This window comes from Pseudomonas kielensis (assembly GCF_030505375.1).
GTDB lineage: Bacteria > Pseudomonadota > Gammaproteobacteria > Pseudomonadales > Pseudomonadaceae > Aquipseudomonas > Aquipseudomonas kielensis.
Map to the genome: position 1 here is coordinate 2,880,442 of NZ_CP130043.1, position 25,111 is coordinate 2,905,552.

General features: G+C 63.2%; 30 protein-coding genes and 1 pseudogene. 15 read left to right on the forward strand and 16 right to left on the reverse strand.

Translation table 11 applies throughout. The annotated features are described in order from the left end of the window. Positions 1-158: 158 nt before the first annotated feature. A complete protein-coding gene (locus Q1W70_RS13365; RefSeq protein WP_166591470.1) occupies positions 159-1,043 on the forward strand; it encodes a sugar nucleotide-binding protein in 885 nt (294 codons plus the stop codon). Beyond that, on the forward strand, positions 1,036-1,965 hold the full coding sequence (locus tag Q1W70_RS13370; protein ID WP_302098872.1) for an NAD-dependent epimerase/dehydratase family protein: 930 nt from the start codon (positions 1,036-1,038) through the stop codon (positions 1,963-1,965). The genes Q1W70_RS13365 and Q1W70_RS13370 overlap by 8 nt, the downstream gene beginning before the upstream one ends. 57 nt (positions 1,966-2,022) lie before the next feature. Here Q1W70_RS13370 and Q1W70_RS13375 read toward each other — a convergent pair whose 3' ends face one another. From Q1W70_RS13375 to Q1W70_RS13395, 5 genes are all read right to left on the reverse strand, one after another. Beyond that, the gene (locus Q1W70_RS13375; RefSeq protein WP_166590485.1) at positions 2,023-2,721 is read right to left on the reverse strand and encodes an OmpW/AlkL family protein; all 699 of its coding nucleotides are present in this window, start codon (positions 2,719-2,721) and stop codon (positions 2,023-2,025) included. Between the two features lie 184 nt (positions 2,722-2,905). Then, positions 2,906-3,424 carry a DUF3299 domain-containing protein gene (locus tag Q1W70_RS13380; RefSeq protein ID WP_166590484.1) on the reverse strand — a complete coding sequence of 173 codons (519 nt, stop codon included), beginning with the start codon at positions 3,422-3,424 and terminating at the stop codon, positions 2,906-2,908. 9 nt (positions 3,425-3,433) lie between these two features. Continuing rightward, a complete protein-coding gene (locus tag Q1W70_RS13385; RefSeq protein ID WP_166590483.1) occupies positions 3,434-4,699 on the reverse strand; it encodes an ABC transporter permease in 1,266 nt (421 codons plus the stop codon). A gap of 1 nt (position 4,700) precedes the next feature. After that, positions 4,701-5,411 carry an ABC transporter ATP-binding protein gene (locus Q1W70_RS13390; protein WP_185818550.1) on the reverse strand — a complete coding sequence of 237 codons (711 nt, stop codon included), beginning with the start codon at positions 5,409-5,411 and terminating at the stop codon, positions 4,701-4,703. Between the two features lie 74 nt (positions 5,412-5,485). Next, positions 5,486-6,106, reverse strand: coding sequence for a DUF2796 domain-containing protein (locus Q1W70_RS13395; RefSeq protein ID WP_166590481.1), 621 nt, complete (start codon positions 6,104-6,106; stop codon positions 5,486-5,488). A gap of 133 nt (positions 6,107-6,239) precedes the next feature. On the opposite strand from Q1W70_RS13395, the gene Q1W70_RS13400 reads away from it, so the two are divergent. Continuing rightward, complete coding sequence (locus Q1W70_RS13400; RefSeq protein ID WP_166590480.1) at positions 6,240-6,599, forward strand: hypothetical protein; 360 nt, start codon at positions 6,240-6,242, stop codon at positions 6,597-6,599. 15 nt (positions 6,600-6,614) lie between these two features. On the opposite strand, the gene trxA is transcribed toward Q1W70_RS13400, so the two are convergent. From trxA to Q1W70_RS13415, 3 genes are all read right to left on the reverse strand, one after another. Further along, on the reverse strand, positions 6,615-7,487 hold the full coding sequence (gene trxA / locus Q1W70_RS13405) for a thioredoxin (RefSeq protein WP_185818552.1): 873 nt from the start codon (positions 7,485-7,487) through the stop codon (positions 6,615-6,617). A gap of 81 nt (positions 7,488-7,568) precedes the next feature. Continuing rightward, positions 7,569-8,228, reverse strand: a complete 660-nt coding sequence (locus Q1W70_RS13410; RefSeq protein ID WP_166590478.1) for a class I SAM-dependent methyltransferase — start codon at positions 8,226-8,228, stop codon at positions 7,569-7,571. Then, positions 8,225-8,689: a hypothetical protein gene (locus Q1W70_RS13415; protein WP_166590488.1), complete on the reverse strand. Its 465-nt coding sequence runs from the start codon at positions 8,687-8,689 to the stop codon at positions 8,225-8,227. Before Q1W70_RS13415 ends, Q1W70_RS13410 begins: the two co-directional genes overlap by 4 nt. Before the next feature lie 128 nt (positions 8,690-8,817). On the opposite strand from Q1W70_RS13415, the gene nrdR reads away from it, so the two are divergent. From nrdR to Q1W70_RS13475, 12 genes are all read left to right on the forward strand, one after another. Then, complete coding sequence (gene nrdR, locus Q1W70_RS13420; RefSeq protein WP_166590477.1) at positions 8,818-9,282, forward strand: transcriptional regulator NrdR; 465 nt, start codon at positions 8,818-8,820, stop codon at positions 9,280-9,282. Next, positions 9,279-10,412 (forward strand): bifunctional diaminohydroxyphosphoribosylaminopyrimidine deaminase/5-amino-6-(5-phosphoribosylamino)uracil reductase RibD, encoded by a 1,134-nt coding sequence (gene ribD, locus Q1W70_RS13425; protein WP_166590476.1) that lies wholly within the window; start codon positions 9,279-9,281, stop codon positions 10,410-10,412. Before nrdR ends, ribD begins: the two co-directional genes overlap by 4 nt. A gap of 44 nt (positions 10,413-10,456) precedes the next feature. After that, positions 10,457-11,122, forward strand: a complete 666-nt coding sequence (locus tag Q1W70_RS13430; protein WP_166590475.1) for a riboflavin synthase — start codon at positions 10,457-10,459, stop codon at positions 11,120-11,122. Positions 11,123-11,153: 31 nt separating this feature from the next. Beyond that, entirely contained in the window at positions 11,154-12,245 is a 1,092-nt protein-coding gene (gene ribBA, locus Q1W70_RS13435) for a bifunctional 3,4-dihydroxy-2-butanone-4-phosphate synthase/GTP cyclohydrolase II (protein WP_166590474.1), read from the forward strand. 91 nt (positions 12,246-12,336) lie between these two features. Next, on the forward strand, positions 12,337-12,813 hold the full coding sequence (gene ribH, locus Q1W70_RS13440) for a 6,7-dimethyl-8-ribityllumazine synthase (protein WP_003228649.1): 477 nt from the start codon (positions 12,337-12,339) through the stop codon (positions 12,811-12,813). Then, complete coding sequence (gene nusB / locus Q1W70_RS13445; RefSeq protein WP_056728930.1) at positions 12,810-13,310, forward strand: transcription antitermination factor NusB; 501 nt, start codon at positions 12,810-12,812, stop codon at positions 13,308-13,310. Before ribH ends, nusB begins: the two co-directional genes overlap by 4 nt. Positions 13,311-13,327: 17 nt before the next feature. Then, a complete protein-coding gene (gene thiL / locus Q1W70_RS13450) occupies positions 13,328-14,293 on the forward strand; it encodes a thiamine-phosphate kinase (protein WP_166590473.1) in 966 nt (321 codons plus the stop codon). Beyond that, positions 14,290-14,793 carry a phosphatidylglycerophosphatase A family protein gene (locus tag Q1W70_RS13455; RefSeq protein WP_027617722.1) on the forward strand — a complete coding sequence of 168 codons (504 nt, stop codon included), beginning with the start codon at positions 14,290-14,292 and terminating at the stop codon, positions 14,791-14,793. The genes thiL and Q1W70_RS13455 overlap by 4 nt, the downstream gene beginning before the upstream one ends. A 59-nt stretch (positions 14,794-14,852) precedes the next feature. After that, a complete protein-coding gene (locus Q1W70_RS13460; RefSeq protein ID WP_232534645.1) occupies positions 14,853-15,572 on the forward strand; it encodes a substrate-binding periplasmic protein in 720 nt (239 codons plus the stop codon). Positions 15,573-15,681: 109 nt separating this feature from the next. After that, positions 15,682-16,299 carry a GTP cyclohydrolase II gene (gene ribA / locus Q1W70_RS13465; protein ID WP_027617724.1) on the forward strand — a complete coding sequence of 206 codons (618 nt, stop codon included), beginning with the start codon at positions 15,682-15,684 and terminating at the stop codon, positions 16,297-16,299. Further along, positions 16,296-16,715 (forward strand): MFS transporter, encoded by a 420-nt coding sequence (locus tag Q1W70_RS13470; RefSeq protein WP_182342531.1) that lies wholly within the window; start codon positions 16,296-16,298, stop codon positions 16,713-16,715. Before ribA ends, Q1W70_RS13470 begins: the two co-directional genes overlap by 4 nt. After that, a complete protein-coding gene (locus Q1W70_RS13475; protein WP_409258819.1) occupies positions 16,715-17,509 on the forward strand; it encodes a cobalamin-binding protein in 795 nt (264 codons plus the stop codon). Before Q1W70_RS13470 ends, Q1W70_RS13475 begins: the two co-directional genes overlap by 1 nt. 42 nt (positions 17,510-17,551) lie before the next feature. Here the strand turns inward: Q1W70_RS13475 and Q1W70_RS13480 are convergent, their stop codons facing one another. From Q1W70_RS13480 to ppa, 8 genes and pseudogenes are all read right to left on the reverse strand, one after another. Then, positions 17,552-19,450 (reverse strand): TonB-dependent receptor domain-containing protein, encoded by a 1,899-nt coding sequence (locus Q1W70_RS13480; protein ID WP_302098873.1) that lies wholly within the window; start codon positions 19,448-19,450, stop codon positions 17,552-17,554. A 157-nt stretch (positions 19,451-19,607) separates the two neighbouring features. Further along, positions 19,608-21,506, reverse strand: a complete 1,899-nt coding sequence (gene dxs / locus Q1W70_RS13485; protein WP_166590468.1) for a 1-deoxy-D-xylulose-5-phosphate synthase — start codon at positions 21,504-21,506, stop codon at positions 19,608-19,610. A 99-nt stretch (positions 21,507-21,605) separates the two neighbouring features. Beyond that, complete coding sequence (gene ispA / locus Q1W70_RS13490; RefSeq protein ID WP_166590467.1) at positions 21,606-22,493, reverse strand: (2E,6E)-farnesyl diphosphate synthase; 888 nt, start codon at positions 22,491-22,493, stop codon at positions 21,606-21,608. Next, positions 22,490-22,732 (reverse strand): exodeoxyribonuclease VII small subunit, encoded by a 243-nt coding sequence (locus tag Q1W70_RS13495; protein ID WP_095080522.1) that lies wholly within the window; start codon positions 22,730-22,732, stop codon positions 22,490-22,492. The genes ispA and Q1W70_RS13495 overlap by 4 nt, the downstream gene beginning before the upstream one ends. 147 nt (positions 22,733-22,879) lie before the next feature. Then, positions 22,880-22,984, reverse strand: a pseudogene (locus Q1W70_RS13500) (Fic family protein); the annotation flags it as partial. A gap of 33 nt (positions 22,985-23,017) precedes the next feature. Then, the gene (locus tag Q1W70_RS13505) at positions 23,018-23,158 is read right to left on the reverse strand and encodes a hypothetical protein (RefSeq protein ID WP_302098874.1); all 141 of its coding nucleotides are present in this window, start codon (positions 23,156-23,158) and stop codon (positions 23,018-23,020) included. A gap of 348 nt (positions 23,159-23,506) precedes the next feature. Then, entirely contained in the window at positions 23,507-24,256 is a 750-nt protein-coding gene (locus Q1W70_RS13510) for an XRE family transcriptional regulator (protein WP_166590465.1), read from the reverse strand. A 228-nt stretch (positions 24,257-24,484) separates the two neighbouring features. After that, positions 24,485-25,012: an inorganic diphosphatase gene (ppa, locus tag Q1W70_RS13515; RefSeq protein ID WP_166590464.1), complete on the reverse strand. Its 528-nt coding sequence runs from the start codon at positions 25,010-25,012 to the stop codon at positions 24,485-24,487. Positions 25,013-25,111 lie beyond the last annotated feature (99 nt).

The following is a 25,111-nucleotide window of genomic DNA, read 5'->3' on the forward strand; positions in this document are numbered from 1 at the left end:
CCCTTGGCCGCAGCGGCAAAGACCGCGGTTGGCAGTTTATAAGTGACGGTTGCGCATTAAACCCGCAAAATGTAACGATTCCGGCAACTCTCAACGGCAACGCCTGTGGGCGCTGTCGCTACACTCATCGTTTCAAACAGACTGGGCCTGCTGACTCTATGCGAATGCGCCTTATGTTACTGGGTGGCGGAAATGCCCTTGGGCAGGCGCTGATTCGCCTCGGTGCGGAGGAAGACATCGGTTTCCTCGCCCCCCGTCCACCGCAAGACGGCTGGGATGCCGCGAGCCTGACCCAACTGCTCGACGACACTCGCCCGGACGCGCTGATCAATCTCGCCTACTACTTCGACTGGTTCCAGGCCGAACAGGTGCCCGAGGCGCGTCTGGCTGGCCAGGAGCGCGCGGTCGAGCGCCTGGCGCAATTGTGCCAGCACCACAACATCGTCCTGCTCCAGCCTTCCAGCTATCGGGTGTTCGACGGCTCGCGGGCCACCGCCTACAGCGAAAAGGACGAGCCGGTGCCACTGGGCCTGCGTGGCCAGGCGTTGTGGCGCATCGAGCAGAGCGTGCGCGCGACCTGCCCGCAACACGTGATGCTGCGTTTTGGCTGGTTGCTCGATGACAGTGTCGACGGCGCGCTGGGGCGTTTCCTGGCCCGTGCCGAACAGCCTGAAGAACTGCTGATGGCCGACGACCGACGGGGCAACCCAACCCCGGTGGACGACGCCGCACGGGTGATCATTTCGGTACTCAAGCAACTCGATTGCGCGGCACCGCTGTGGGGCACCTATCACTACGCCGGACACGAGGCGACCACACCGCTGGCGCTGGGCCAGGCCATCCTCGCCGAGGCCCGCACCCTGCATCCGCTGGCCATCGAAGCACCGACCGCGCAGGCCCATGCCGCGCGGCCGGATGCCGCCGAAGAACCGCAACACGCGGTCCTGGCCTGCAAGAAAATTCTGCACACCTTCGGGATCAAGCCTCGCGCCTGGCGTGCCGCGCTCCCGGGCTTACTGGATAGGTTTTATCGTCATGGCTGAAGGCCCTGTATTAATCACCGGCGGTGCCGGTTTCATTGGCTCGCACCTCGCCGACGCCTTGCTTGCCAAGGGCTATTCGGTGCGGGTGCTCGATGACCTGTCCACCGGCAAGCGCAGCAACCTGCAACTGGACGATCCACGAATCGAGTTGATCGAAGGCGACGTCGCCGATGCGGCCCTGGTGGCCAAGGTGATGGTCGGTTGTTGCGCAGTGGCGCACCTGGCCGCCGTGGCGTCCGTGCAGGCCTCGGTGGATGACCCGGTGCGTACGCACCAGAGCAACTTCATTGGCACCCTCAACGTCTGTGAAGCCATGCGCCAGGCCGGGGTCAAGCGCGTGCTGTTCGCTTCGAGCGCGGCGATCTATGGCAACAATGGCGAAGGCCAGTCGATCGACGAAGACACCGCCAAGGCGCCGCTCACGCCCTACGCCTCGGACAAGCTGGCAGGCGAGCACTACCTCGATTTCTATCGCCGCCAGCATGGCCTGGAGCCTGCGGTGTTTCGCTTCTTCAACATCTTCGGCCCGCGCCAGGATCCGTCGTCGCCGTACTCCGGGGTGATCAGCATTTTCAGCGAGCGCGCGGTCAAGGGGCTGCCGATCACCGTCTTCGGCGATGGCGAGCAGACCCGGGATTTTGTCTATGTCGAAGACCTGGTAGACCTGCTGGTGCAGGCTATCGAAGCGCCCACGCTGGAAGTCGGTGCGGTCAACGTCGGCTGGAACCAGGCCACCACCCTCAAGCAGATGCTGCAGGCATTGCGCGAAGTGGTGGGCGACTTGCCGCCGATCACCTACGGCCCGGCCCGTTCGGGCGATATCCGCCACTCGCGGGCGAACAACCAGCGCCTGCTGCAGCGCTTCACCTTCCCCGAGCAAACGCCGATGAACGTCGGGCTGGCCCGCCTGCTGGGTCGCTAGGCATTTTGCGAGCGTAAAAAAGGCGCCTGTCGAGGCGCCTTTTTTTGCGTGCGTGGCTTAGAACTTGTAGCCCAGGCCAACCATGTAGACCCATGGGTCCACATCGATGTCGACCTTGGCGCGGGTGCCTGGGGCGACCGCGTTGTTATCCACATAACCGGTGGTGTCGATGTCGATGTAGCGCACCTGGCCGTTGATCATGACCTTGTCGGTCAGCATGTAGTCGGCACCCACTTGCCATGCCACACCCCAGGTGTTCTTGGCCCGGAAGTTGTCGAAGCCGTTGGCGCTGGCCTGGCTGCCGACGTGCTCGTCATAGATCCAGGTGTAGTTGATGCCCGCGCCCACGTAGGGTTGGAACACCGATTTGTGATCCAGTGGGTAGTACACCAGGCTCAGGGTCGGCGGCAGGTGTTTCAGGGAGCCGAGCTTGCCATTGGCCGCAGGCAGCGCGGTGCCTTTGAGTTTGACGTCGTGTTCGAACGGCGTGGCCGCCAGCAGCTCGATCCCCAGGTTGTTGGTGATCATGTACGCGAAGTTCAGGCCCAGTTGGGTGTCGCTGCTCATCGTCGCCTTGCCGCCCAGGTCGGCACCCGCCAGCGGGCCGCGATCGACCTTGACGCTGGAACTGTCGGCCTTCGGATTGACGGTGATGGCACCGGCCCGGACGATGATGTCGCCGGTTTCGTGGGCTTGGACGGAAGGGGCTGCAAGCGCGAATGCAATGAGGGAAGCGCTAAGCAAAGACTTGTGCATGGGGGCTCCAAGGGACAATTTGAATTCTATGTCCCATTTTATGGAGGGATCGACCTGGGACGTTGACGCAGCTCAATGAAAGAGTGATGGCGCATTAAGATCGTTGCTCGGATGAGCGGGTCGTCTTAAGCGCCGGCTTGAGCGTAGACGTCAGTTCAGGTCAGCCCATGAAAAATATGCGGTTTCACTCCTGCAATTCGTACACGTAGATCTTCTGGGCATCCATCTGGTAGCCGGCATCCGCCAGTTCGCTGGTGGAGGCTTTGACCTGCAGGGCGCCTTCAATCCAGTACGGCTGGTACAACTCTTCGAGCTTGACCCCGATCTCGCTCCTGACATGCACGATCTGGTTCGACGGCGGCGGGGGGACGTGGATGCAGGCGCCGAAATACGGCACCAGCAAAAACTCGGTGGTGCGCCCCTGCTCATTGACCTCCAGCGGCACGATGTAGCCAGGCAAGCGAATGGCCTGGCCGTCGAGGTTCTGCACCACCGGCGCGTTGGGCAGATCCTGCCGGGCGGCCGGGGCCGACTCTGCCGACAAGGCGTCGCTCATCTGCGACAGGTCGTGCAGCGGCTTCATGTTCGGTACTTCGGCGGGCGCGTCCGGCGGAATCATCTCCGACCAGGTCAGGTCCCTGGGTTCGGCCGCCCACAGGGGCAGGGCGACCAACATCAACAGCGCAAGCAGAGCGCGGGGCATTTAACGTCCTCATAAACGGATCGACAGACCGTCGGCCAGCGATTGCCGGTAGGCCCGCCAGGCAGGCACGCTGCCCATCAGCAGCGCGGCAAGCAGGATGCCACCGAGCAGCGTCCATTCATACTCACTTGGCCAGGACAACGGTAGAAAAAGGCCGTAGTTGGACTGCACATAGCCCTGCGCCAGGGCGATGCACAGGTACAGCAGGCCGAGGCCGGCGATCACCCCCGACAGTGCCAGCGCAAAGGCTTCCAGCACCAGCAGCGTGGCGATATGCCAAGGCCTGGCGCCGACCGAGCGCAGGATCGCCATTTCCCGCCGGCGTTCGTTGAGGCTGGTGAGGATCGCCGTGAGCATGCCGATCAAACCGGTCAGCACCACGAACAGCGACACCACGAACAGCGCTTTTTCAGCGGTGCCCATCAGGCTCCAGAGCTCCTGCAACGCCACGCCCGGCAGGATCGCCAGCATCGGTTCGCCACGAAACTCATTGATCTCGCGTTGCAGGGAGAAGGTCGCGATCTTGCTGTTGAGGCCGAGCATGAACGCAGTGATGGCCTGGGGGGTGAGGTCCATGTTGCGCGCCTGCTCGGCGCTGATCCGGCCATCGCCGCGCGCCGGCACGCCGTTGTGCCAGTCGACATGGATCGCCTCCATGCCGCCTAGGCTGATGTGCAGCGTGCGGTCCACCGGGGTGCCGGTGCGCTTGAGGATGCCGACCACGGTGAAGGGCTTGTCGTCATGCTTGACCAGGCTGATCACCGCCACGCCGTGGGCCAGCACCAGTTGGTCGCCGAGTGAGTAGTGCAGCGCGTCGGCCACTTCCGCGCCCAGCACCACCTCGAACGGATCCGTGGCAAAGGCCCGGCCGCTGGCCAGTTGCAAGTGTTGCTGGCGGCCGTACTGGTAATGCTGGAAGTAGGCATCCGTGGTGCCCATCACCCGGTAGCCGCGGTGGGAGTCGCCGAGGGAGATCGGGATCGCCCACTTCACCTTGGGGTTATTGGCGAAGTGCTCGAAGCTGTCCCAGCGGATGTTGTTGGTGGCATTGCCGATCCGAAACACCGAGTACAGCAGCAGGTTCACTGAACCGGAGCGGGCGCCGACGATCAGGTCGGTGCCGCTGATGGTGCTGGCAAAGCTGGCGCGGGCTTCGGTGCGCACCCGCTCCACGGCCAGCAGCAGGCAGACCGACAGGGCGATGGCGAGGGCCGTGAGGATGGCGGTGAAGCGGCGGTTAGCCAGGCTGGCCATGGCTAGACGAAACAGATACATCTCAGACCTCTACGGGCGTGGCGGCGCGATTGAGTTCGGCCAGCGACAGGTGACGATCGAACAGCGGCGCCAGGCTCTGGTCGTGGCTGACGAACAACAGGCTGGAGCCGGCTTCCCGGCATTCGGCGAACAGCAGGCGGATGAAAGCCTCGCGGGCGTCGTAGTCGAGGGCCGAGGTCGGCTCGTCGGCGATCACCAACTCCGGCTGGCCGATCAATGCGCGGGCAGCGGCCACCCGTTGCTGTTGGCCAATCGACAGGGAGTCGGCCCGTCGCCCGAGCAGGCCTGGATCCTTGAGCCCCAGGTGCGCCAGCAGCGTCGCGGCGGCGCTGTCGACACTGCCATGGCGCTGGATCGCGCGGTTGGCGCGCAAGGTCGAGAAGTGGCAGGGCAGTTCGACGTTCTCGCGCACCGAGAGAAACGGCAGCAGGTTGAACTGCTGGAAGATGTAGCCCGTGTGGTCGACCCGAAAGCGATCCCGGGCGCCGGCCGACAGGTCCGTCAGTTCCTGCCCGAGCAAACGGATGCTGCCGCGATTGGGTTTCTGCACGCCGCCGAGCAGGCCCAGCAGGGTGGTCTTGCCGCTGCCGCTGGGGCCCTTGAGAAACAGGGTTTCACCGGCCTCCAGGCGAAACGCCGGGATGTCCAGCAAGGGCGGGTGACCAGGCCAATGGAAGCCCAGGTCGGTCAGTTCGATGAGTGCTTGGGTCATGGAGCGCCGGTCAGGTTGATGGTGAACCCAGCGGAAGCGAGCTCTGCTCGCCCCACACTGGGATAGGGGATGGATCAGAATTTCAGGGTCGCCGCCTTGGCCGTCACCTCAAGCCCTTGCTGGCCGTTGGGGCTGATGAGTTGTACCTGAATTTTCTGGGTGGCGGGGAAGGTCTTGAACACCTGGGCCAGGTCCAGGGTCTTCAGCGCATCCGGTTGGCTGCAGGTGAACTGGTAATGCGCGTGGATTTCGCTGTGGTCATGGTGGTGTTCATGGCCGTCGGCGTCCTTGGCGTCCTTGGCGTCTTTGTGGTCATGGTCATGGTCGTGGTCATCGTCGGCGTCCGGTTTGTCACCGAACAGCGGGCTGTTCAGCTCCTGCTGGCTGAGCACGCAGTTGGCGGCTTGTGGCAGGCTGAACAGCACCAGCGGTTGCTCCAGTTGCGCCCGTACCGCGGCGACCTTGGCCTTGTCTGCCGGCGTGCTGGCGGCGTGTTCGAAGCCCACCAGGTTCATCGCCGGGCTCTCCAGTTCCAGCTCCAGGGTCTGGCCGTCCAGCGCTGCGTTCAAGCGGCCGACGCCATGCTCGTGGGCGCTGAGGCTGGCGTGTTGATGATCGTGGTCATGTTCTTCGGCCGCTTGGGCGATGGCCAGTGGCAACAGGGCAAACGGCAAAGCGAGAAGCAGACGGCGCATGGGAAGTCTCCGGGGCGGAAGTGAACTATTTTGTTATGTAATCTTATAACAATATCGGCGGGAGTTTGACGGCATGCTTGGCGTTGCGCAAGACGCGTGGGAGCATGTTCGCCATAAATCTGAGGAAACCCCAATGTTGCGCATACGTGGAAGCATCGGCGACTGGCCGGTGGATTTGACCCTGGAGCTCGATGATGGCGACTGGGCGAAACTTGGCGCGCAGTTGCAGGTGAGCAAGGTCGACGGCGTTGAGCCCGCCGCCAGCGCTGCGGCGAAACCGGCCAATCCGGACGACGCCCAGTGGCAGTTGGCCAAGGCGTTACTGCGCAAGTCCGGGCAACTGAGTGGGCCGGATCTGCTCGAACAACTGGAAGGGCTGACTGGCAGCGCGGCGGCCGGCAAGCGCTTGTTGGTGCGCTTGCGCCACTGCGCCGAGGTCAAGGTGCTGAGCGGTGGCGATACACCGCTCTATAGCTGGGTAGAGCCTTTGTAGACGCTCCGGTCGCGATCAGTACAGCGCCGCAAACAACTTGCGGCGGTAGCTGGTGACCAAGGGGTGATCATTGCCCAGCAGCTCGAACACCTGCAGCAAGGTCTTGTGTGGCAAGCCTTCGCTATAGCCGCGGTTGCGGATGAACAGCTTGAGCAGCGAGTCCAGTGCCGGGTCGTATTGCTGGCGGGCCAGTTGCTGGATAGCCAGTTGATAGACGGCTTCGTCGTCCTGTGGATTCTGCGCCAGGCGCGCTTTCAAGTCGGCCACATCCGGCAGGTTCGCCGCCTGGCCGAGGAACTGGATCTGCGCCTTGGCGCCCGCCAGTGCAGCCTTGTGTTCATCGCTCTTGACCGCATCCAGCACGGCCTGGGCTTCGCCCAGCTCGCCGCGTTCGGTCAGGCAGCGGGCGTACAGGATCAGTGCGCCGGCGTGGGTATTGTCTTCCCCCAGCAGCACCTTGAGCGCGGCCTCGGCCTCGGCAAATCGGCCCTCGTCGAACAACCCCTGGGCCTGTTCGAACGGATCGGCCGCAGGCGGCGGTGGCATCTGTACATGGGGTTCGAGCAGTGCGCGCACCGCGGATTCGGGTTGCGCGCCGGCAAAACCGTCCACCGGCTGACCGTCCTTGAACAGCACCACGGTCGGCAGGCTGCGAATGCCGAAGCGCGCCACCACGTCTGGCTCGACATCACAATTGACCTTGGCCAGCAGCAACTCGCCCTGGTAGCTCTCGGCGATGGTTTGCAGCATCGGCATCAGCGCCTTGCACGGTGCACACCATTCAGCCCAGAAATCCACCAGCACGGGTTTGTGGAACGAGTTCTCGATCACCGACTGCTCGAAATCAGCGGTGGTGGCGTCGAAGATGTACGGCGTGTCTTGACTCATGGGGTATCTCGAAAAAACGTGGATGGGGCAACTATAAGGCTTGGTGGGGGTTGGCCGAAAGCGCAGGACGCTCGGCCGCTGCTACGCGTTGCGGGAGGCATGGTACAGGCTCACATGGCGAAACTCTTCAGGCTCGGCCAGGTCGGGCAGGGTCATGGCCTCGAGCATCTCCAGGCGCCGGTAGAGCGGGTGCGAGAAGTCGCGCACCCGTGAGTCGGCGACCAGGGCTTCGCGGCCTCGGCTGAGGAAGGCGTCGAGTAGCGGCAGGTTGGCGCGGTCGTACAGGACGTCAGCCACCAGGATCAGGTCGAAACGGTCGGCCTCGGCGAAAAAGTCCGTCGAATAGCTGAGCTCGACAGCATTGAGCCGGGCATTGGCCCGGCAGGCGGCGAGCGCCAGGGGATCGAGGTCGCAGGCCACCACTTCGAGCGCGCCGGCCTTGACCGCCGCAATCCCCGCCACCCCGGAACCGGCACCGAAATCCAGCACCCGCTTGCCGGCCACCCACTGTGGGTGTTCGGCCAGGTAGCGCGCCACCGCCAGGCCGCTGGCCCAGCAGAAACTCCAGTACGGCGGTTCATGCAGGATGCGTCGGGTTTCTTCCGGGCTGAAGGCGCGGTCCATGTTGTCGCCGTCGATCAGCCACAGTTGCAGCTCGGTACCCGGCAGCGGGCAGGGCACCAGTTGCGCATCGCCAAGCAGTTCGCTCAGGGCGTGTTGCAGGTCGAGCGGTGCATTCATGGTGCTTTGACGAACTGCAATTGCCCCAGTGCCTGGGAGGTTGGCTGGAAAATTCGTTGCGAAGGCAGGTGCAGGATCAGTTGCCCGGACTGGCTGGCGCGCCCGCGCAGCTCGACCCGCGCGCCGGCGGGAAAGGTCTCGGGGTTGAAACGCAGGTGAAACGGCAGGGCCTGGTTGTTGCCGATCAGGTTGGCACTGGCCAGCAGCAGTTGCGGCCGCGAACGCTCGTCGACCACCAGCAGCGCCAGTTCGACTTCGGCACCCTCTGGCACACCCTGCAGTGAACCACTCAATTCGCGCTGGTAAGCCGGCAGCGGGCCCTGGTCGGCGGACGCCTGGGCCTTCTTCTGGGCCATCTGCGGCGCGGGGCCGGATGCCGGTTCTGCCGGTTTGGGCGCATCACTGCTACAGGCCACCAGCAGGCTGACGAAACTGAGTAAAACAAGCGGTCGTAGCGGCATTTGCGGCTCCAGCGAGGTGAAATCCATGGATCTAGCACTATAGCCCGTCTGTATACCGTAAACCCTATGGCTTGTCTTGCCACCGGGATGCGCTACCATGGCCCTCCCTTTTTTTGTTGCCTGCCACCATGCACTGTCCCTTCTGCGGTGCCAACGACACCAAGGTCATCGACTCGCGTCTGGTCGCCGAGGGCGAACAGGTGCGCCGCCGGCGTGAATGCCTGGCCTGCGGCGAACGCTTCACGACGTTCGAGACCGCCGAACTGGTGTTGCCGCGCCTGATCAAAACCGACGGCAGTCGCCAGCCGTTCGACGAAGAAAAACTGCGCGCCGGCATGCAGCGCGCCCTGGAAAAACGGCCGGTGAGCGTCGAGCGCCTGGAATCCTCCCTGGCGCACATCAAGCACAAACTGCGGGCGACCGGCGAGCGCGAAGTCAAATCGCTGGTGGTCGGTGAGCTGGTGATGGCCGAGCTGCAGAAGCTCGATGAAGTCGCCTACATTCGTTTCGCTTCGGTGTATCGCCGCTTCCAGGACCTCAACGAGTTCCGTGAAGAGATCGATCGCCTGGCCCGAGAACCGGTCAAACCATGACGATGTCCACTGAGCAAGCGATCCTCGACGCCCACTACATGGCGCGCGCGCTGGAACTGGCCCGCAAGGGTCACTACAGCACCCACCCCAATCCGCGCGTCGGTTGCGTGATCGTGCGTGACGGGCAGGTCGTCGGCGAAGGCTGGCATGTGCGCACCGGCGAACCCCATGCCGAAGTCCACGCCTTGCGCGCCGCTGGTGAGCAGGCGCGGGGCGCGACCGCCTACGTCACGCTCGAACCCTGCAGCCATCACGGCCGCACGCCACCGTGCGCCGATGGGTTGGTCACGGCGGGTGTGGCGCGAGTCGTTGCCGCCATGCAGGACCCCAACCCGGAAGTGGCCGGACGTGGCCTGCAACGCCTGGAGCAGGCCGGCATCGCCACCACCTGCGGCGTGCTCGAAGGCGAGGCGCGCCAGCTCAATCAGGGGTTCCTCAAACGCATGGAACACGGCTTGCCGTTCGTGCGGGTCAAGTTGGCCATGAGCCTGGATGGGCGCACCGCCATGGCCAGCGGCGAAAGCCAGTGGATCACCGGGCCGGCGGCGCGCTCCGCGGTCCAGCGCCTGCGGGCGCAGGCCAGCGTGGTGTTGACGGGGGCCGACACGGTGCTGGCGGACGACGCGCGCCTGACCGTGCGCGCCGACGAGTTGGGGCTGGACGCCGAACAAAGCGCCCTGGCCATGAGCCGTCCACCGTTACGGGTCCTGATCGATGGCCGCCTGCGAGTGCCCCTCGATGCCCCGTTCTTCAAGGCCGGCCCGGCGCTGGTCGCCACCTGCGTGGCCGTGGAGGAACAGTACGCCAACGGTCCCGAATGCCTGATCGTGCCGGGTGAAGAGGGTCAGGTCGACCTGCGCAAGCTCCTGCTCGAACTGGCCGCCCGCGGCGTCAACGAGGTGCTGGTGGAAGCCGGCCCAAGGCTGGCGGGCGCCTTTGCCCAGCAAGGCCTGGTGGACGAGTACCAGATCTTTGTCGCCGGCAAGTTCCTCGGCTCCACGGCGCGGCCATTGCTCGATTGGCCACTGGCACAGATGAAGGATGCGCCGGCGCTGAAAATCACTGACATTCGTGCGGTTGGCGATGACTGGCGAGTCACTGCCATTCCCGTGCCGGCCGCGAGCGTATAATTCCCGGCTGCGGCCTAGAAGGTTTTGTTCTCGAGGAGGACTTCATGTTTACCGGCATCATCGAATCCATCGGCAGTATTCGTGCATTGACCCCAAAAGGCGGAGATGTACGGGTTCACGTCGCCACCGGCAAGCTCGACCTGAGCGACGTCAAACTGGGCGATAGCATCGCGGTCAACGGCGTCTGCCTGACAGCCGTCGAGCTGCCAGGCGACGGCTTTGCAGCGGACGTCAGTCGCGAAACCCTCGACTGCACCGCCATGAATGACCTCAAGAGCGGCAGCCCGGTCAACCTGGAAAAAGCCCTGACCCCAACCACCCGCCTGGGCGGTCACCTGGTCAGCGGTCACGTCGACGGCGTCGGCGAAGTGGTCGCTCGCACCGAAAACGCTCGGGCCGTGGAGTTCCGCATCCGTGCCCCGAAGGAATTGGCCAAGTACATCGCCCATAAAGGCTCGATCACGGTCGACGGCACCAGCCTGACGGTGAACGCGGTCGATGGCGCCGAATTCCTGCTGACGATCATTCCGCACACCTTGAGCGAAACCATCATGGCTGCGTATCAGCCGGGTCGCCGGGTGAACCTGGAAGTGGACCTGCTGGCCCGTTACCTGGAGCGCCTGCTGCTGGGCGACAAGGCCGCGGAGTCGACGGCCGGCAGCACCATCACTGAAAGCTTTCTGGCCGCCAACGGCTACCTCAAATCCTGAAGCTCAAATTTCGAAAGAAGGGGGGTGCCTTGTGGCGCTCAATAGCATCGAAGAACTGGTTGAAGACATCCGCCAAGGCAAGATGGTCATCCTTATGGATGACGAAGACCGCGAGAACGAAGGCGACCTGATCATGGCCGCCGAGTGCTGCCAGGCCGAGCACATCAACTTCATGGCCAAGCACGCCCGTGGCCTGATCTGCATGCCGATGAGCCGCGAACGCTGCGAACTGCTCAAGCTGCCCCTGATGGCACCGCGCAACGGTTCCGGCTTCGGCACCAAGTTCACCGTGTCGATCGAAGCCGCCGAAGGCGTGACCACCGGCATCTCCGCCGCCGACCGTGCGCGTACCGTGCAGGCCGCTGCCGCCAAGGACGCCAAGGCTGAAGATATCGTCAGCCCGGGGCACATTTTTCCGCTGATGGCCCAGGCCGGCGGTACCCTGGCCCGCGCCGGCCACACCGAAGCCGCCTGCGACCTGGCGCGCATGGCCGGGTTCGAGCCGAGTGGGGTGATCTGCGAGGTGATGAACGACGACGGCACCATGTCCCGTCGTGCCGAACTGGAAGCCTTTGCCGCTGAACACAACATCAAGATCGGCACCATCGCCGACCTGATTCACTATCGGATGATCCACGAACGTACCGTTCAGCGGATTGCCGAGCAGCCACTGGACAGCGAACTGGGCCAATTCAACCTGGTGACCTATCGTGATTCGGTGGAAGGCGACGTGCACATGGCCCTGACCCTGGGCACCGTGTGCGCCGAAGAACCGACCCTGGTGCGGGTGCACAACATGGACCCGCTGCGCGACCTGTTGATGGTCAAGCAGCCGGGCCGCTGGAGCCTGCGCGCCGCCATGGCTGCGGTTGCCGAGGCGGGCAGCGGCGTGGTGCTGTTGCTCGGTCACCCGCTCGATGGCGACGTGCTGCTGGCGCATATCCGCGAAACCGCGGACCAGGCGGTGGTGAAAAAACCGACCACCTACAGCATCGTCGGTGCCGGTTCGCAGATCCTGCGTGACCTTGGCGTGCGCAAAATGCGCCTGATGTCGGCGCCAATGAAATTTAATGCGATATCCGGTTTCGATCTGGAAGTTGTAGAATACGTGCCCTCCGAATAAAGGCCGGTGTTTTTCCACCCCTTGTTCGCGGTTCAAATATCACTGAGGGACGCGTACTGAACGCGTCCCGGCTCTTTAAGAGATTTGTCGAATGACCCTGAAGACCATCGAAGGTACCTTCATCGCCCCCAAAGGCCGCTACGCCCTGGTTGTTGGCCGTTTCAACAGCTTTGTTGTCGAAAGCCTGGTAAGCGGTGCGGTTGATGCCCTGGTTCGCCATGGCGTGAGCGAAAGCGACATCACCATCATCCGTGCCCCTGGCGCCTTCGAAATCCCGCTGGTTGCGCAGAAAGTCGCCCAGAAAGGCGAGTTCGCGGCAATCATCGCCCTGGGCGCGGTCATTCGTGGCGGTACTCCGCACTTCGAATACGTGGCAGGCGAATGCACCAAGGGCCTGGCCCAGGTGTCCATGGAGTTCGGCGTTCCAGTCGCTTTCGGCGTGCTGACCGTTGATTCCATCGAGCAAGCCATCGAACGTTCCGGCACCAAGGCCGGTAACAAAGGTGCCGAAGCTGCCCTGTCCGCTCTGGAAATGGTCAGCCTGCTGGCGCAGTTGGAGGCCAAGTGATTAGCGACGAAAGCGATCGTTTCAACCCGCGCGATCCAAAGCCTGCGGATGCTGGTAAACCATCGAAGAGCGTCAAGCGCCGCGAAGCCCGTCAGCTCGCGACCCAGGCCCTGTATCAATGGCACATGGCCAAGCAGTCGTTGAACGAGATCGAAGCGCAGTTCCGGGTCGATAACGATTTCAGTGATGTCGATGGCGCCTACTTCCGCGAAATCCTGCACGGGGTTCCGCAGTTCAAGACGGAAATCGACACCGCCCTCACGCCTTGCCTGGACCTGACCATCGACGAGCTGGATCCGGTTGAACTGGCGGTATTGCGCCTGTCCACCTGGGAACTGCTCAAACGCGTCGACGTACCGTACCGCGTGGTGATCAACGAAGGCATCGAGCTGGCTAAAGTCTTCGGTTCCACCGATGGCCACAAGTTCGTCAACGGTGTCCTCGACAAGCTGGCCCCGCGCCTGCGTGAAGCTGAAGTGAAGGCGTTCAAGCGCTGATACGCGCTTGAGACCTCATGGGCGAGTTTGAGCTGATCCGCAATTACTTCGCCGCTGCGCCGTGTGCGCAGGCGGGCGATGGCGTTGCGCTGGGGATCGGCGACGACTGCGCCTTGCTCGCTGTTCCCGCGGGGGAACAGCTGGCGATCTCCACCGACACCCTGGTGACCGGTGTGCATTTCGCAGATCCCTGCGACCCTTTTCTGCTCGGTCAGCGTTCGCTGGCGGTGGCTGTCAGTGACCTGGCTGCCATGGGCGCCACCCCCGTTGCCTTTACCCTTGCCCTGACCTTGCCGGCGGTGACCGCCGATTGGCTGGATGCCTATGCCCGTGGTTTGAACCAGATGGCGCAGGGCTGCGGCGTGCGGCTGGTGGGCGGTGATACCACGCGCGGTCCGTTGAGCCTGACCATGACCGTGTTTGGCCGCGTCCCGGCCGGCCAGGCCCTGACCCGCAGCGGTGCACAGGTCGGCGACCTGCTGTGTGTCGGCGGGGACCTGGGCAACGCCGCCGGGGCCTTGCCCCTGGTGCTGGGCCAGCGTACCGCGCCGGCGGCCATCGCCGAACCGTTGCTGGCGCATTACTGGTCGCCACAGCCGCAACTGGCGTTGGGTCAGGCGTTGCGCGGCAAGGCCAGCGCGGCGCTGGATATCTCCGATGGCCTGCTCGCCGACTGCGGGCATATTGCCAAGGCATCGGCTGTCGGCTTGCTGGTCGAGCACCAGAAACTGCCGCTATCGGCGGCACTGCTGGCGTTTCTCGGTGAGAATGCGGCCCGGGTGGCAGCGGTCAGTGGCGGTGACGACTACGTACTGGCATTCACCTTGCCGCCGGCTCATTTGCCGGCCCTGCTGGCCGAGGGCTGGCCGATCCATGTGGTCGGCCGGGTCGTGGCCGGGCAGGGCGTCACGCTGCTGGACGCCAATGGGCAGGACATCACCCCGAACATCCGGGGTTATCAACATTTCCAGGAGACACCGTGACAGATCATCCCAAACAGGTCCCGGCAGAGTTCGTGCCGCCATCGGTCTGGCGCAATCCCTGGCATTTCCTGGCCTTCGGCTTTGGCTCGGGCACCTTGCCCAAGGCACCCGGCACCTGGGGCTCGTTAGTTGCGCTACCCTTCATCCCGTTGTGGCAGATGCTGCCCGACTGGGGCTACTGGCTGATGTTGGGCATCACCATGCTGTTCGGCTTCTGGCTGTGCGGCAAAGTGGCCGACGACTTGCGCGTACACGACCACGAGGGCATTGTCTGGGACGAAATGGTCGGGATGTGGATTACCCTGTGGCTGGTACCGGAGGGGTGGTACTGGTTGTTGGCGGGGTTCCTGATGTTCCGCTTTTTCGACATCCTCAAGCCGTGGCCGATTCGCTGGATCGACCGGCATGTGCACGGCGGCGTCGGGATCATGCTCGATGACGTGTTGGCAGGGGTCTTTGCCTGGTTGGGGATGCAGGGGCTGGTCTGGTATTTCACCTGAGGGACTGTTCGAGGGGCTAGGGAATGGTGGGGCGCGGTTGCTGGATTCTGCTGTTGGCTATGGTCTGCTCGCTCGCTCGTGCGGTGGAGGTACCCGCTGTACCTGCGGTGATCCATCTGGCGAGCGAGGAGTGGGAAGACTACACCGCTGCCGACGGGCACGGTCTGGCCTGGGACATCTTGCGTGAGGTGTTCGAGCCGGCCGGGGTCAAGCTGGACATCCGCACGGTGCCGTACACCCGCTCGATCGGTCTGGTGCAACTGAAGGAAGTCGATGCCCAGGTCGGGTCCTACCGGGACGAGGCCCAGGGCGTGCTGTATCCGCACTGGAACTTCGATTCCGACCACATCTACGCCCTCGGCCTGGCGAGCAATCCGGCACCGACCCAGGCCACCCTGGGCAAGTACCGCTTAGCCTGGGTGCGCGGCTATCGTTACGAAAACTACCTGCCCAATGTGCGCCGCTATAACCAGATCGAGCGCCGCACCGGCATTCTGCTGATGCTCCAGCAGGGCCGTGCAGACTATTACATCGACGCCCGGACCGAGGTCGAAGCGGTGCTCAAAAGCGCCGTGAACGAGCAGCAGTTCCGCTATACCCACTTGGCCGAACTGCCGCTGTTCCTGGGGTTTGCCGATACCTCCGAGGCCAGGTCGCTGATGAAGCTGTATGATCAGCGCATGACCCTGCTGGTCGGCAACGGCGGGCTGAAACCGATTTTCGAACGCTGGAAACAACCGTACCCGTTCGAGGGCAACCTGAAGCCCGCCGACCAGTGATCAAACTATTTGATCGTTATGGCCGATAATTCAGCCTAAGCGTGGTTCCGAGCCTGCTGTTACAATGCCGCCTCTGCGAATCTCCAGTACATAAATCAGGAGCACACCGGTGCCTGTCGTTTTTGTCGCCGCTTCCAAGCTGCCAACGCCTTTTGCGCAATTCACCATGCATGGCTTTCTCGATGAGTCCACCGGCCGCGAGCACGTCGTGTTGAGCTTGGGTGATGTGGCCGATGGTGCCCCGGTACTCGGCCGGCTGCACTCCGAATGCCTGACCGGCGATGCCTTGTTCAGCCAGCGTTGCGACTGCGGCTCACAACTGGAAGCCGCCTTGCAGGCCATCGCCCGCGAAGGCCGTGGCGTGTTGCTGTACTTGCGCCAGGAAGGCCGGGGCATTGGCCTGCTGAACAAAATCCGCGCCTATGAGTTGCAAGATGGCGGTGCTGACACCGTCGAAGCCAACGAGCGCCTGGGTTTTGCCGCTGACCAGCGTGACTACGCCATGTGCCTGCCGATGCTCGAGCACCTGGGCGTCAAGTCCCTGCGCCTGATGACCAACAACCCGCGCAAGGTCAAGGCATTGACCGACATGGGCATCGTGGTCGCCGAGCGCGTGCCGCTGCACACGGGCCACAACCCGCACAACAAACTCTACCTGGCGACCAAGGCCAGCAAGCTCGACCACATGATGGGCAACGAGCATCAGGGCGAGGCGGACCGGGCGTGACCCGCGGCCAGGTTCGGCGGCGCCTGTCCGTCAATTGGTGGCAGTACTTCGCGCTGGCCCTGTTGCCGTTGCTGGTGATCAATGGCCTGTTTGGCGACGGTGAAGCCCTGGCCCCGATCCTGGCGATGCCGTTCTTCATCGCCGGCATGGCCTCGATGTTCGTCAGCCTGAAGTTTTTCGGTGGCTACAAACACGGCCTGATCACTACCCAAAAAGCCCTCGATACCCCCGCAGAGCCCGCCGCCTGGATCGCCCTGGCCGCTCAGCGCCGCAGCGCCATGCTGGTGGCTTCCCTGCCGGCCTGGATCGGTGCGCTGGCGGTGTTCGTCGGCCTGGAGGCGGTGCCTCTGGTGCTGCTGGGGTTGGCCACTGCCGTGCTGTTCTACCTCTACCGTATTCCGCGTCAACTCGGCTGATGGGGCGCTGGCTGGCGCTGCTGCTGGCCCTCAGTGGTCCGGCGGCTGCCGTGGAGCGGGTGGTCAGCCTGGCCCCCTCCCTGTCGGAAATCGTTGTTGAACTGGACTCCGCCGACCTGCTGGTCGGCGTGCTCGATGCCGGCGAGCGTCCGCCAGCCCTTGAGTCCGTGCCGTCGGTGGGGCGTTATGGCCAGTTGGACATCGAACGCCTGCTCAGCCTCAAACCCGATCTGTTGCTGCTCTGGCCCGGCAGTGTTGGCCCGGCCCAGCGGGAACAACTGAGTCGGCTGGGCATTCCCACCTACGTCGCCGAACCCCACCGCCTCGACCAACTCACCACCCAGATCGAAGACATTGCCCGGCAACTGGGTCGACCCGAACGCGGGCAGGCACTGGCGGCCGACCTGCGTCGGCAATTGGATGCCTTGCGCCAGCGCTACCGACGCGACGTGCCGCTGCGGGTGTTCTATCAGGTCTGGGACCAGCCGCTGTACACCGTGGGTGGCGGGCAGATCATCAGCGATGCGCTTGAGGTGTGTGGTGCGCGGAATGTGTTCGCCGACCTGCGCCTGCCGGCGCCGCAGGTCAGCATCGAGTCGGTGCTGGCGCGCAACCCCGAGGTGATCCTCGCCAGCAGCCAGGCCCAGCTCGATGCCTGGAAGGCCTGGCCGCAGGTCACGGCGGTGAGCCAGGGGCAATTGCTGAGGGTGATCGACAAAGGCCTGGAGCGGCCGAGTGGGCAGATGATCCAGGCGACGGCTGCGTTGTGCCGGTTGATCGCGCCGGGTCAGTAAGACCGAGGTGCGGCTATCGCGAGCAACACCGCGTACCTCAGTTCAGAGCTGCGGCATCCACGTCACCCCGAACATCAGCGCCCGGCCTTCCTCGCGATAACCGTACTGCTCGCCTTGGTACTGGTACAGCGCGCGGCTGTAGCCCTTGTCCAGCAGGTTGTCGATTTTCATCTGCAGGGTGACTTCGTGGTTCACCGCCCAACTGCTGCGCAGGCCCAGCAGGCCATAGCCGCCCAGGGGCTGGAGGTTTTTCTCGTCGTCGTAGCTGCTGCTGACCGCTTGCCAGGTCGCCCCCAGCCCGAGCTGGTCGAACTGCCGATCCAGGTCCAGGTTCAAGGTGCGGCGCGCACGGCGGGCCAGGGTGTGGCCGCTCTCGCGATCCCGCGGGTCGATGAACGAGATGCCCAGGTTGCTCTGCCAGCCGAACAACTCTTGCTTGAGGGCGGCTTCGAAGCCGTTGATCCGCGCCGAGGCGACGTTTTCCGGGCGGCTGCCGTAGATAATCGCGTCTTCGAGGTCGGTGCGGTAGAGCGAGGCTTCCAGGCGACTGCTGTCAGTCAGTTGGCTGCGCCATTGCAGCTCGTAGCTCTTTGAAGTCTCAGGTTTGAGGCCTGGGTTGTTGTAGTCCGGGTAGTAAAGGTCGTTGAACGTTGGCGCCCGGAAACCTTCGCTGTAGGTCAGCAACAGGTCATTGTCGGCGTTCAGCGGCAGGGTGAAGGTGCCGCTCCAACTGTTCTGGCTGCCGAACTGTTGGTTGTCGTCGCGACGCAGGCCCAGTTCGGTGGAGAAGTGCTCGGCGGCGAAGTGATGCTGAATGAACGCGGCGCGGTTCCAGCGGCTGTCTTCACCTAAAGCGGCGCGCGCACCGTAGTAGTCGAAGTCGCTGTTGACCCGATCTTCGTACCAGTCGCCACCCAGGATCAGGCTGTTCTGCTCGTTGAGGGCCAGGTCGTTCTGCCAGTTCACGGAGTCGCGGTAGGTGTTGAACACCGAATTTTCGGCGCTGAGCTTGTCGCGGGTTTGTTCGCGGTTCTCGCTGTGGCCCAGTTCTACGCGAGTCTTCCAGGTCGGGTTGATGCGGGCATCGAAATAGCTGCTGACGCTACTGACGTTGAAGTCGCTGTAGGGCTTTTGTTGGTAGCTTTGATCGGTGCTTGAGTCGTAGCGCCCGAACGGGCTATCGAACTCGTTCTTGCCGCGGCTATCCAGCACGTTGAAGCCCACTTCCAGATCATCACTCAAGCCATGGCTCAGGCTCAGGCTCAGCGACTGATTGCGGTAGGCGTCGTGATCGCCATCGCTGGGATAGGACTGGTGGGTGCGGTCGATCCCGGCAGTTTCATCCAGGCTGGCGCCGAGGTTGAAGCGGGTGTTGTCGTCGCCACCGGACAGGCCGAGGCTGCGCTCCCAGGTCTGGTTGCTGCCCAACCCCATGTGCAGGCGTGGCTGCAGGCCCGGCTCGGCGCTGCGCCGGGTGAAAATCTGAATCACCCCGCCAATCGCATCGCTGCCATAAATCACTGAGCGCGAGCCGCGCAACACTTCCACACGCTCGACCTGTTCGATGTTGATGTGCTGCAGGTTGCTGTCGCCGGAGGACGAGCTGCCGATGCGCTGGCCGTCTACCAGCACCAGGCTTTGCGCGGACTTGGTGCCACGCATGTAAATCCCCGGCAAGCTCCCGCGCCCGCCCATCTGGGTGACTTGCACTCCCGGCACCCGGCTCAGCAGGTCGGTGACGCTGGAGGGTTGCAGGCGGTCAATATCGTCGCGGGTGAACACCGTGTTGGCTGCGCTGCTGTCATTGCGGGCTTCGACCTGGCGATTGGCGCTGATCAGGACTTCGGGCAGCTTCAGGGCTTGTTCGCGTTCGAAGGTGTCGGCGAGGGCGCTGACGGTAGGCAGCAGCGAGAGGGTCAGGGCGAGGCGGGGGAGGTTCATCGACGATCCGTTGAGGCTTGGCGGCAAGTAGAGATTTGATAGGCGCTGAAAACTACTGTGGGAGCGAGCTTGCTCGCGATAGCGGAGTGCCAGTCAAGGTTTCAATCGACTGAAAGGCCGCCATCGCGAGCAAGCTCGCTCCCACAGGGTTCTGCGTTTAGATGTTAAGCAGTTGCAGGCGCTCGCGAATCGAAGCTTCGATTCCCGCCTCATCCAACCCGCACTCGGCCAGCATCTGTGCCGGCTTGGCGTGTTCGACGTAGCTGTCCGGCAAGCCCAGGTGCAGCATCGACTTGAGGATGTTTTCGCGGGCGAGGAATTCGCTGACCGCGCCACCGGCGCCGCCCATGATCGCGTTTTCTTCGATGGTCACCAGCAGCTCGTGGCGGCTGGCAATGTCGCGCACCAGTGCTTCATCCAGCGGCTTGACGAAACGCATGTCGACCACGGTTGCATCCAGGGTCTCGGCGACTTTCAGCGCTTCGGCCAGTTGCACGCCGAACACCAGCAGGGCGACTTTGTGGCCTTGGCGGCGCACCACGCCCTTGCCGATCTCGATCGGCTCCAGGTCTTTGTCGATGGTCGCGTTCGGGCCGTTGCCACGTGGATAACGCACCGCCGCCGGGCCGTTGTACAGGTGGCCGGTGGTGAGCATCTTGCGCAGTTCGTTCTCGTCGCTTGGGGTCATCACCAGCATGCCGGGGATGCAGCGCAGGAACGACAGGTCGAAGCTGCCGGCGTGGGTCGGGCCGTCTTCGCCCACCAGGCCGGCGCGGTCGATGGCAAAGAGCACATCGAGGTTCTGCACCGCTACGTCATGTACCAACTGGTCGTAGCCACGCTGCAGGAAGGTCGAATAGATCGCCACCACCGGTTTTGCGCCTTCGCAGGCCATGCCGGCGGCAAAGGTGACCGCGTGTTGCTCGGCGATCGCCACGTCGAAGTAACGCAGCGGGAAACGCTCGCTGAACGCCACCAGGTCGGAGCCTTCCTTCATCGCCGGGGTAATGCCCACCAGGCGCGGGTCGGCGGCGGCCATGTCGCACAGCCATTCGCCAAACACACCGGAGTACTTCGGCCCGCTGGCCTTCTTCGGCGCGGCGGCCGGGGCATCCAGGGGTTCGAGCTTGGTGATGGCGTGATAGCCGATCGGATCGACTTCCGCCGGGGCGAAACCTTTGCCTTTTTTGGTCACCACGTGCAGGAACTGCGGTCCCTTGAGGTCACGCATGTTGCGCAGGGTGGCGATCAGGGTTGGCAGGTCGTGGCCGTCGATCGGGCCAATGTAGTTCCAGCCCAGTTCTTCGAACAGGGTGCCGGGGACCAGCATGCCCTTGGCGTACTCTTCGGTGCGCCGGGCGATTTCCCAGGCGCCGGGCAGGCGCGACAGGACCTTTTTGCTGCCCTCGCGCATGCTCGCGTAGGTGCGGCTGGAAAGGATCTTGGCCAGGTAGTTGGACAGCCCGCCGACATTGCGCGAGATCGACATGTCGTTGTCGTTGAGGATCACCAGCATGTTGGCGTCGACTTCGGGGGCGTGATTCAGCGCCTCGAAGGCCATGCCTGCGGTCAGGGCGCCGTCGCCGATCACCGCAATGGCCTTGCGATCACTGTTCTGCAGGCGGGCGGCAATGGCCATGCCCAGGGCTGCGCTGATCGAAGTGCTGGAGTGACCGACGCCAAAGGTGTCGTATTCGCTCTCGGAACGGCGCGGGAAGGCGGCGATCCCGTCTTTCTGGCGCAGGGTGCCCATGCGCTCACGACGGCCCGTGAGAATCTTGTGCGGATAAGCCTGATGACCCACGTCCCACACCAGCCGGTCGTCCGGGGTGTCAAAGACGTAATGCAGCGCGATGGTCAGCTCGATCACGCCAAGGCCCGCGCCGAAATGCCCGCCGGTCTGACCGACCGTGTAGAGCAATTCCAGGCGCAACTCATCGGCCAGGGTTTCCAGCTCGGCTTCGCCTAACCGGCGCAAGCCGTCCGGCGTGTTGGCACGGTCGAGCAGGGGCGTGGTCGGGCGCTTGCGGGGAATCTCATGAAACGTCGTGGGCATCAGGCGAATCGTTATAGGTATAAAAGATGCGGCAGTTTACCTGATGCAGCGCACGCTGCCCACGCGGAGCGCGGAACTTGCTGGGCAGCGTGCGCCGGATCAGTTGCGGCGGTCGACGATGTAGCGGGCCAGATCGCGCAGCGGCTCGGCCGACGCGTCAAACGGTCGCAGCGCGTGCAGGGCCAGATCGCGCAGTTCCAGGGCATAGGCCTTGGCCGCTTCAAGGCCGAGCAGGGCCGGGTAGGTCGGTTTGTCCCGTGCAATATCGGCGCCCTGGCGTTTGCCCAGGGTCTGGGTATCGCTTTCGACGTCGAGAATGTCGTCCTGCACCTGGAACGCCAGGCCGATGGCCTGGGCATAGGTCTGCAGCGCCTTGAGCTCGCTCTTTTCGGCCCGACCACTGGCCAGGGCGCCAAGCTTGACGCTGGCTTCGATCAGCGCGCCGGTCTTGTGTCGGTGCATGTACTCCAGGGCTTGCTGGTCGAGCTTGATGCCGACCGAACCGAGGTCGATGGCCTGGCCGCCGACCATGCCGGCCGGGCCTGCCGCCAACGCCAGGGCGCTGACCATTTGCAGGCGGATCTCGGCGTCGGCAGTGTTCAGGCGTGGATCGAGCAGGGCGCTAAAGGCCAGGCTCTGCAGGCCGTCACCGGCGAGAATCGCGCAGGCTTCATCGAATTTCTTGTGGGTGGTGGGCTGGCCGCGACGCAGGTCGTCGTCGTCCATGGCCGGCAAATCGTCATGCACCAGCGAGTAGGCGTGGATCAACTCCACCGCACAGGCCGCGCCGTTGGCTTGCTCAGCCTCGCCCCCCAGGGCTTGACAGGCGGCATAGGCCAGCAGCGGGCGTACGCGCTTGCCACCGTTCATCACGCTGTAGCGCATGGCTTCGTACAAGCGCGCGAGCTCCGGGCTCGGCGCGATAAACAGGCTTTCCAGCGCGGCGTTGACCCGGGCCTGGCTGCTGGCCGAATACGCCGCGATCATTCTGGCTGTTCCGCGTCGAAAGGTGCCTCGGCCAGCTCGCCATCACGCTCCAGCAGCACCTGGACCTTCTGCTCGGCCTGTGCCAGTGCGGCCTGGCAATCGCGGGTCAGGCCGATGCCTTGCTCGAAGGCCGTCAGCGAGTCTTCCAGCGACAGCTCGCCGTTCTCCAGACGCTCAACCAGCGTTTGCAGGTCGGCGAGGGATTGTTCGAAATCCAGTGCAGCTTTTTTACGGGCCATGGCGGCTATCCAGGTGACATTTGAACCGGCGCGACACTAGCAGATAGGGGGGTGTGGGGCAAATGAGCAGGTCTCTCAAACGGGCCTGGCGCCGGCATTGCTCGAAGAGTTGACCTGATAGCGGGTACTACGGCCTGCGCCGGGTAAACGGGTCAGGTGGCCATTGCCATCGTCGAACGGGTGGAGGGTGACAAGCCGGAAATGCGCGATGCCGGCACGCAGTAGCGGATCGAGTTGACGATCTATTCGGCTCAGCGTCCAGTTGTCTGCCACTGTTGAGCTGCTTCAGGTCGGCGTCAACGACCCCTGCTGCAACTCCTGGGTGGTGTCGATGATGAAGTTGCGCAGCCAGCGATTGTGCGGGTCGTCGTTGTGTTCCACGTCCCGGACCATGAATACGCGGAAGGCCGGGACAAAAATCGGCACCGGGCTGACCGTCAGTCGGGCAATACGGGCGTAGGACAGCGCCGCGAAGGTGAGCAGGGGCAGTGTTTGACCAAGAAACCATCCTGGTGGGGGTTTTCAGCGGGCATTAAAAAGCCGGCTTGTGGCCGGCTTCTCGGGGACTGGCTTGGTTTATTTTTGGTAAACCGTACCAGCCTTCAAAACGTACATCCGGATCTTGCGTCCGGCTGTGGGACTTGGCGAGAAAGTCATCTGCCTTGTCGGTGCGATCGGACCGGCGCGGGGCGGGTCGATGCAAATGTGGGGCGCAGCATACTGATTTTTTTGGGGAATTCCCAGCGTGATGTGTGTTGCCGGGCGTTGCGGTGGTCATCCAAAGGGTACGGGTGGGCGTTGTTTGTTGAGGGTGGACCACCAGAACACCCAGCCGAGGACGTCGATGTTCTGTTTGATGATTTGTTCGGCGCTGAAGATTTCGTCCGGGTAGCCGCTGCGATTGTGGCTGCGCAGGCGCAAGGCGCCGTCGGGGAGGCGGTGCAGGTATTTGATGCGCAGCATGCCGTCGTGCTTGAGCGCGTAGATCTGGCCGTCAATGATATGGGTCAGGCTGCAGTCGACGGCCAGGGTCGAGCCATCCTGGATTTTCTCCGACATGCTGTCGCCGACCATGGGCACGCAGATGGCGCGGCTGGGTTCGACTTCCAGCCTTTCCAGGTAGCGGCGTGGCAGGCGAACGGCTTCGCCGGGGATTTTCACCACATGGGTGTCGCGGGAGCCGAGGGCTTTGGGCCGTTCTTTGTAGAGGGGCAACTCGATGTCGGGTGAGCCGATACAGACGTGGTAGTGCTCGCGCGGCTCCTGGGTGTCCAGTAGCTTGTCGGCCTGCTCGGGAGCTTGGCCGTTGACGGGATGCTTGGGGCCTTCGCCGTTGATCAGCCATTGGCTGTTGACACTCAGCAGGCGAGCGATTTCTTCGACCCGGGGGTAGGGCACGCCGCGGATGTACCAGTTGTTGATGTGCTGGGGCTCGACGTTGCAGAAGGTAGCGAACTCCGAAGGGGTGATTTTCACCTCCTTGAGGAGTGCCTTGAAGCGTGGGCCGCATTTGTGTTTTTTCATAAACGCGGATTTTACTCAGTCAACTAACTAGATTGAATAAACAAACCGAACAATTTATGCAGGAATATTCTGTTGTTTTGCAAGGGTGTGTAAGCGAACACTAAACGTAACTAAACATCCCTCCAAACTGTATTAATTAGTCTGTTACCTGAAGTTCTTATAGTTATAAAAAAACCCCGGATAACCGGGGTTTTTTCAAGCCGTCACTGGCGCCAGGCCAGTGCCGTCTCAGCCTTTGTAGGCCGCAACCGACTTCATGATCTCGGCGCGCGCAGCTTCGGCGTCGCCCCAACCATCGATCTTCACCCATTTGCCTTTTTCGAGATCTTTGTAGTTCTCGAAGAAGTGCTTGATCTGTTCCAGCAGCAGGGCTGGCAGATCGGTGTATTCCTTGATGTCGACATACAACTGGGACAGTTTGTCGTGTGGCACAGCGATAACTTTGGCATCGCCGCCGCCGTCGTCGGTCATGTTCAGGATACCGACTGGACGTGCGCGGATGACCGAGCCTGGTGCAACCGGGTAAGGGGTTACAACCAGCACGTCGAGGGGATCGCCATCGTCAGCCAGGGTGTTGGGGATGAAACCGTAGTTGGCCGGATAGAACATTGGGGTGGCCATGAAACGGTCAACGAACAGGCAATCGCTGTCTTTGTCGATTTCGTACTTGATCGGCGCGTGGTTGGCCGGGATCTCGATCGCGACGTAGATGTCGTTCGGCAGGTCTTTGCCAGCCGGAATCTTGCTGTAGCTCATTGGGCGGTGCCCCCGTTAGTGGCCAAATGACTTGGCCGGATTGACCAAAAAGTGGCGGCGATTATAGGCATATTCCTGAGCCTGTGCCACGTGCCAGAA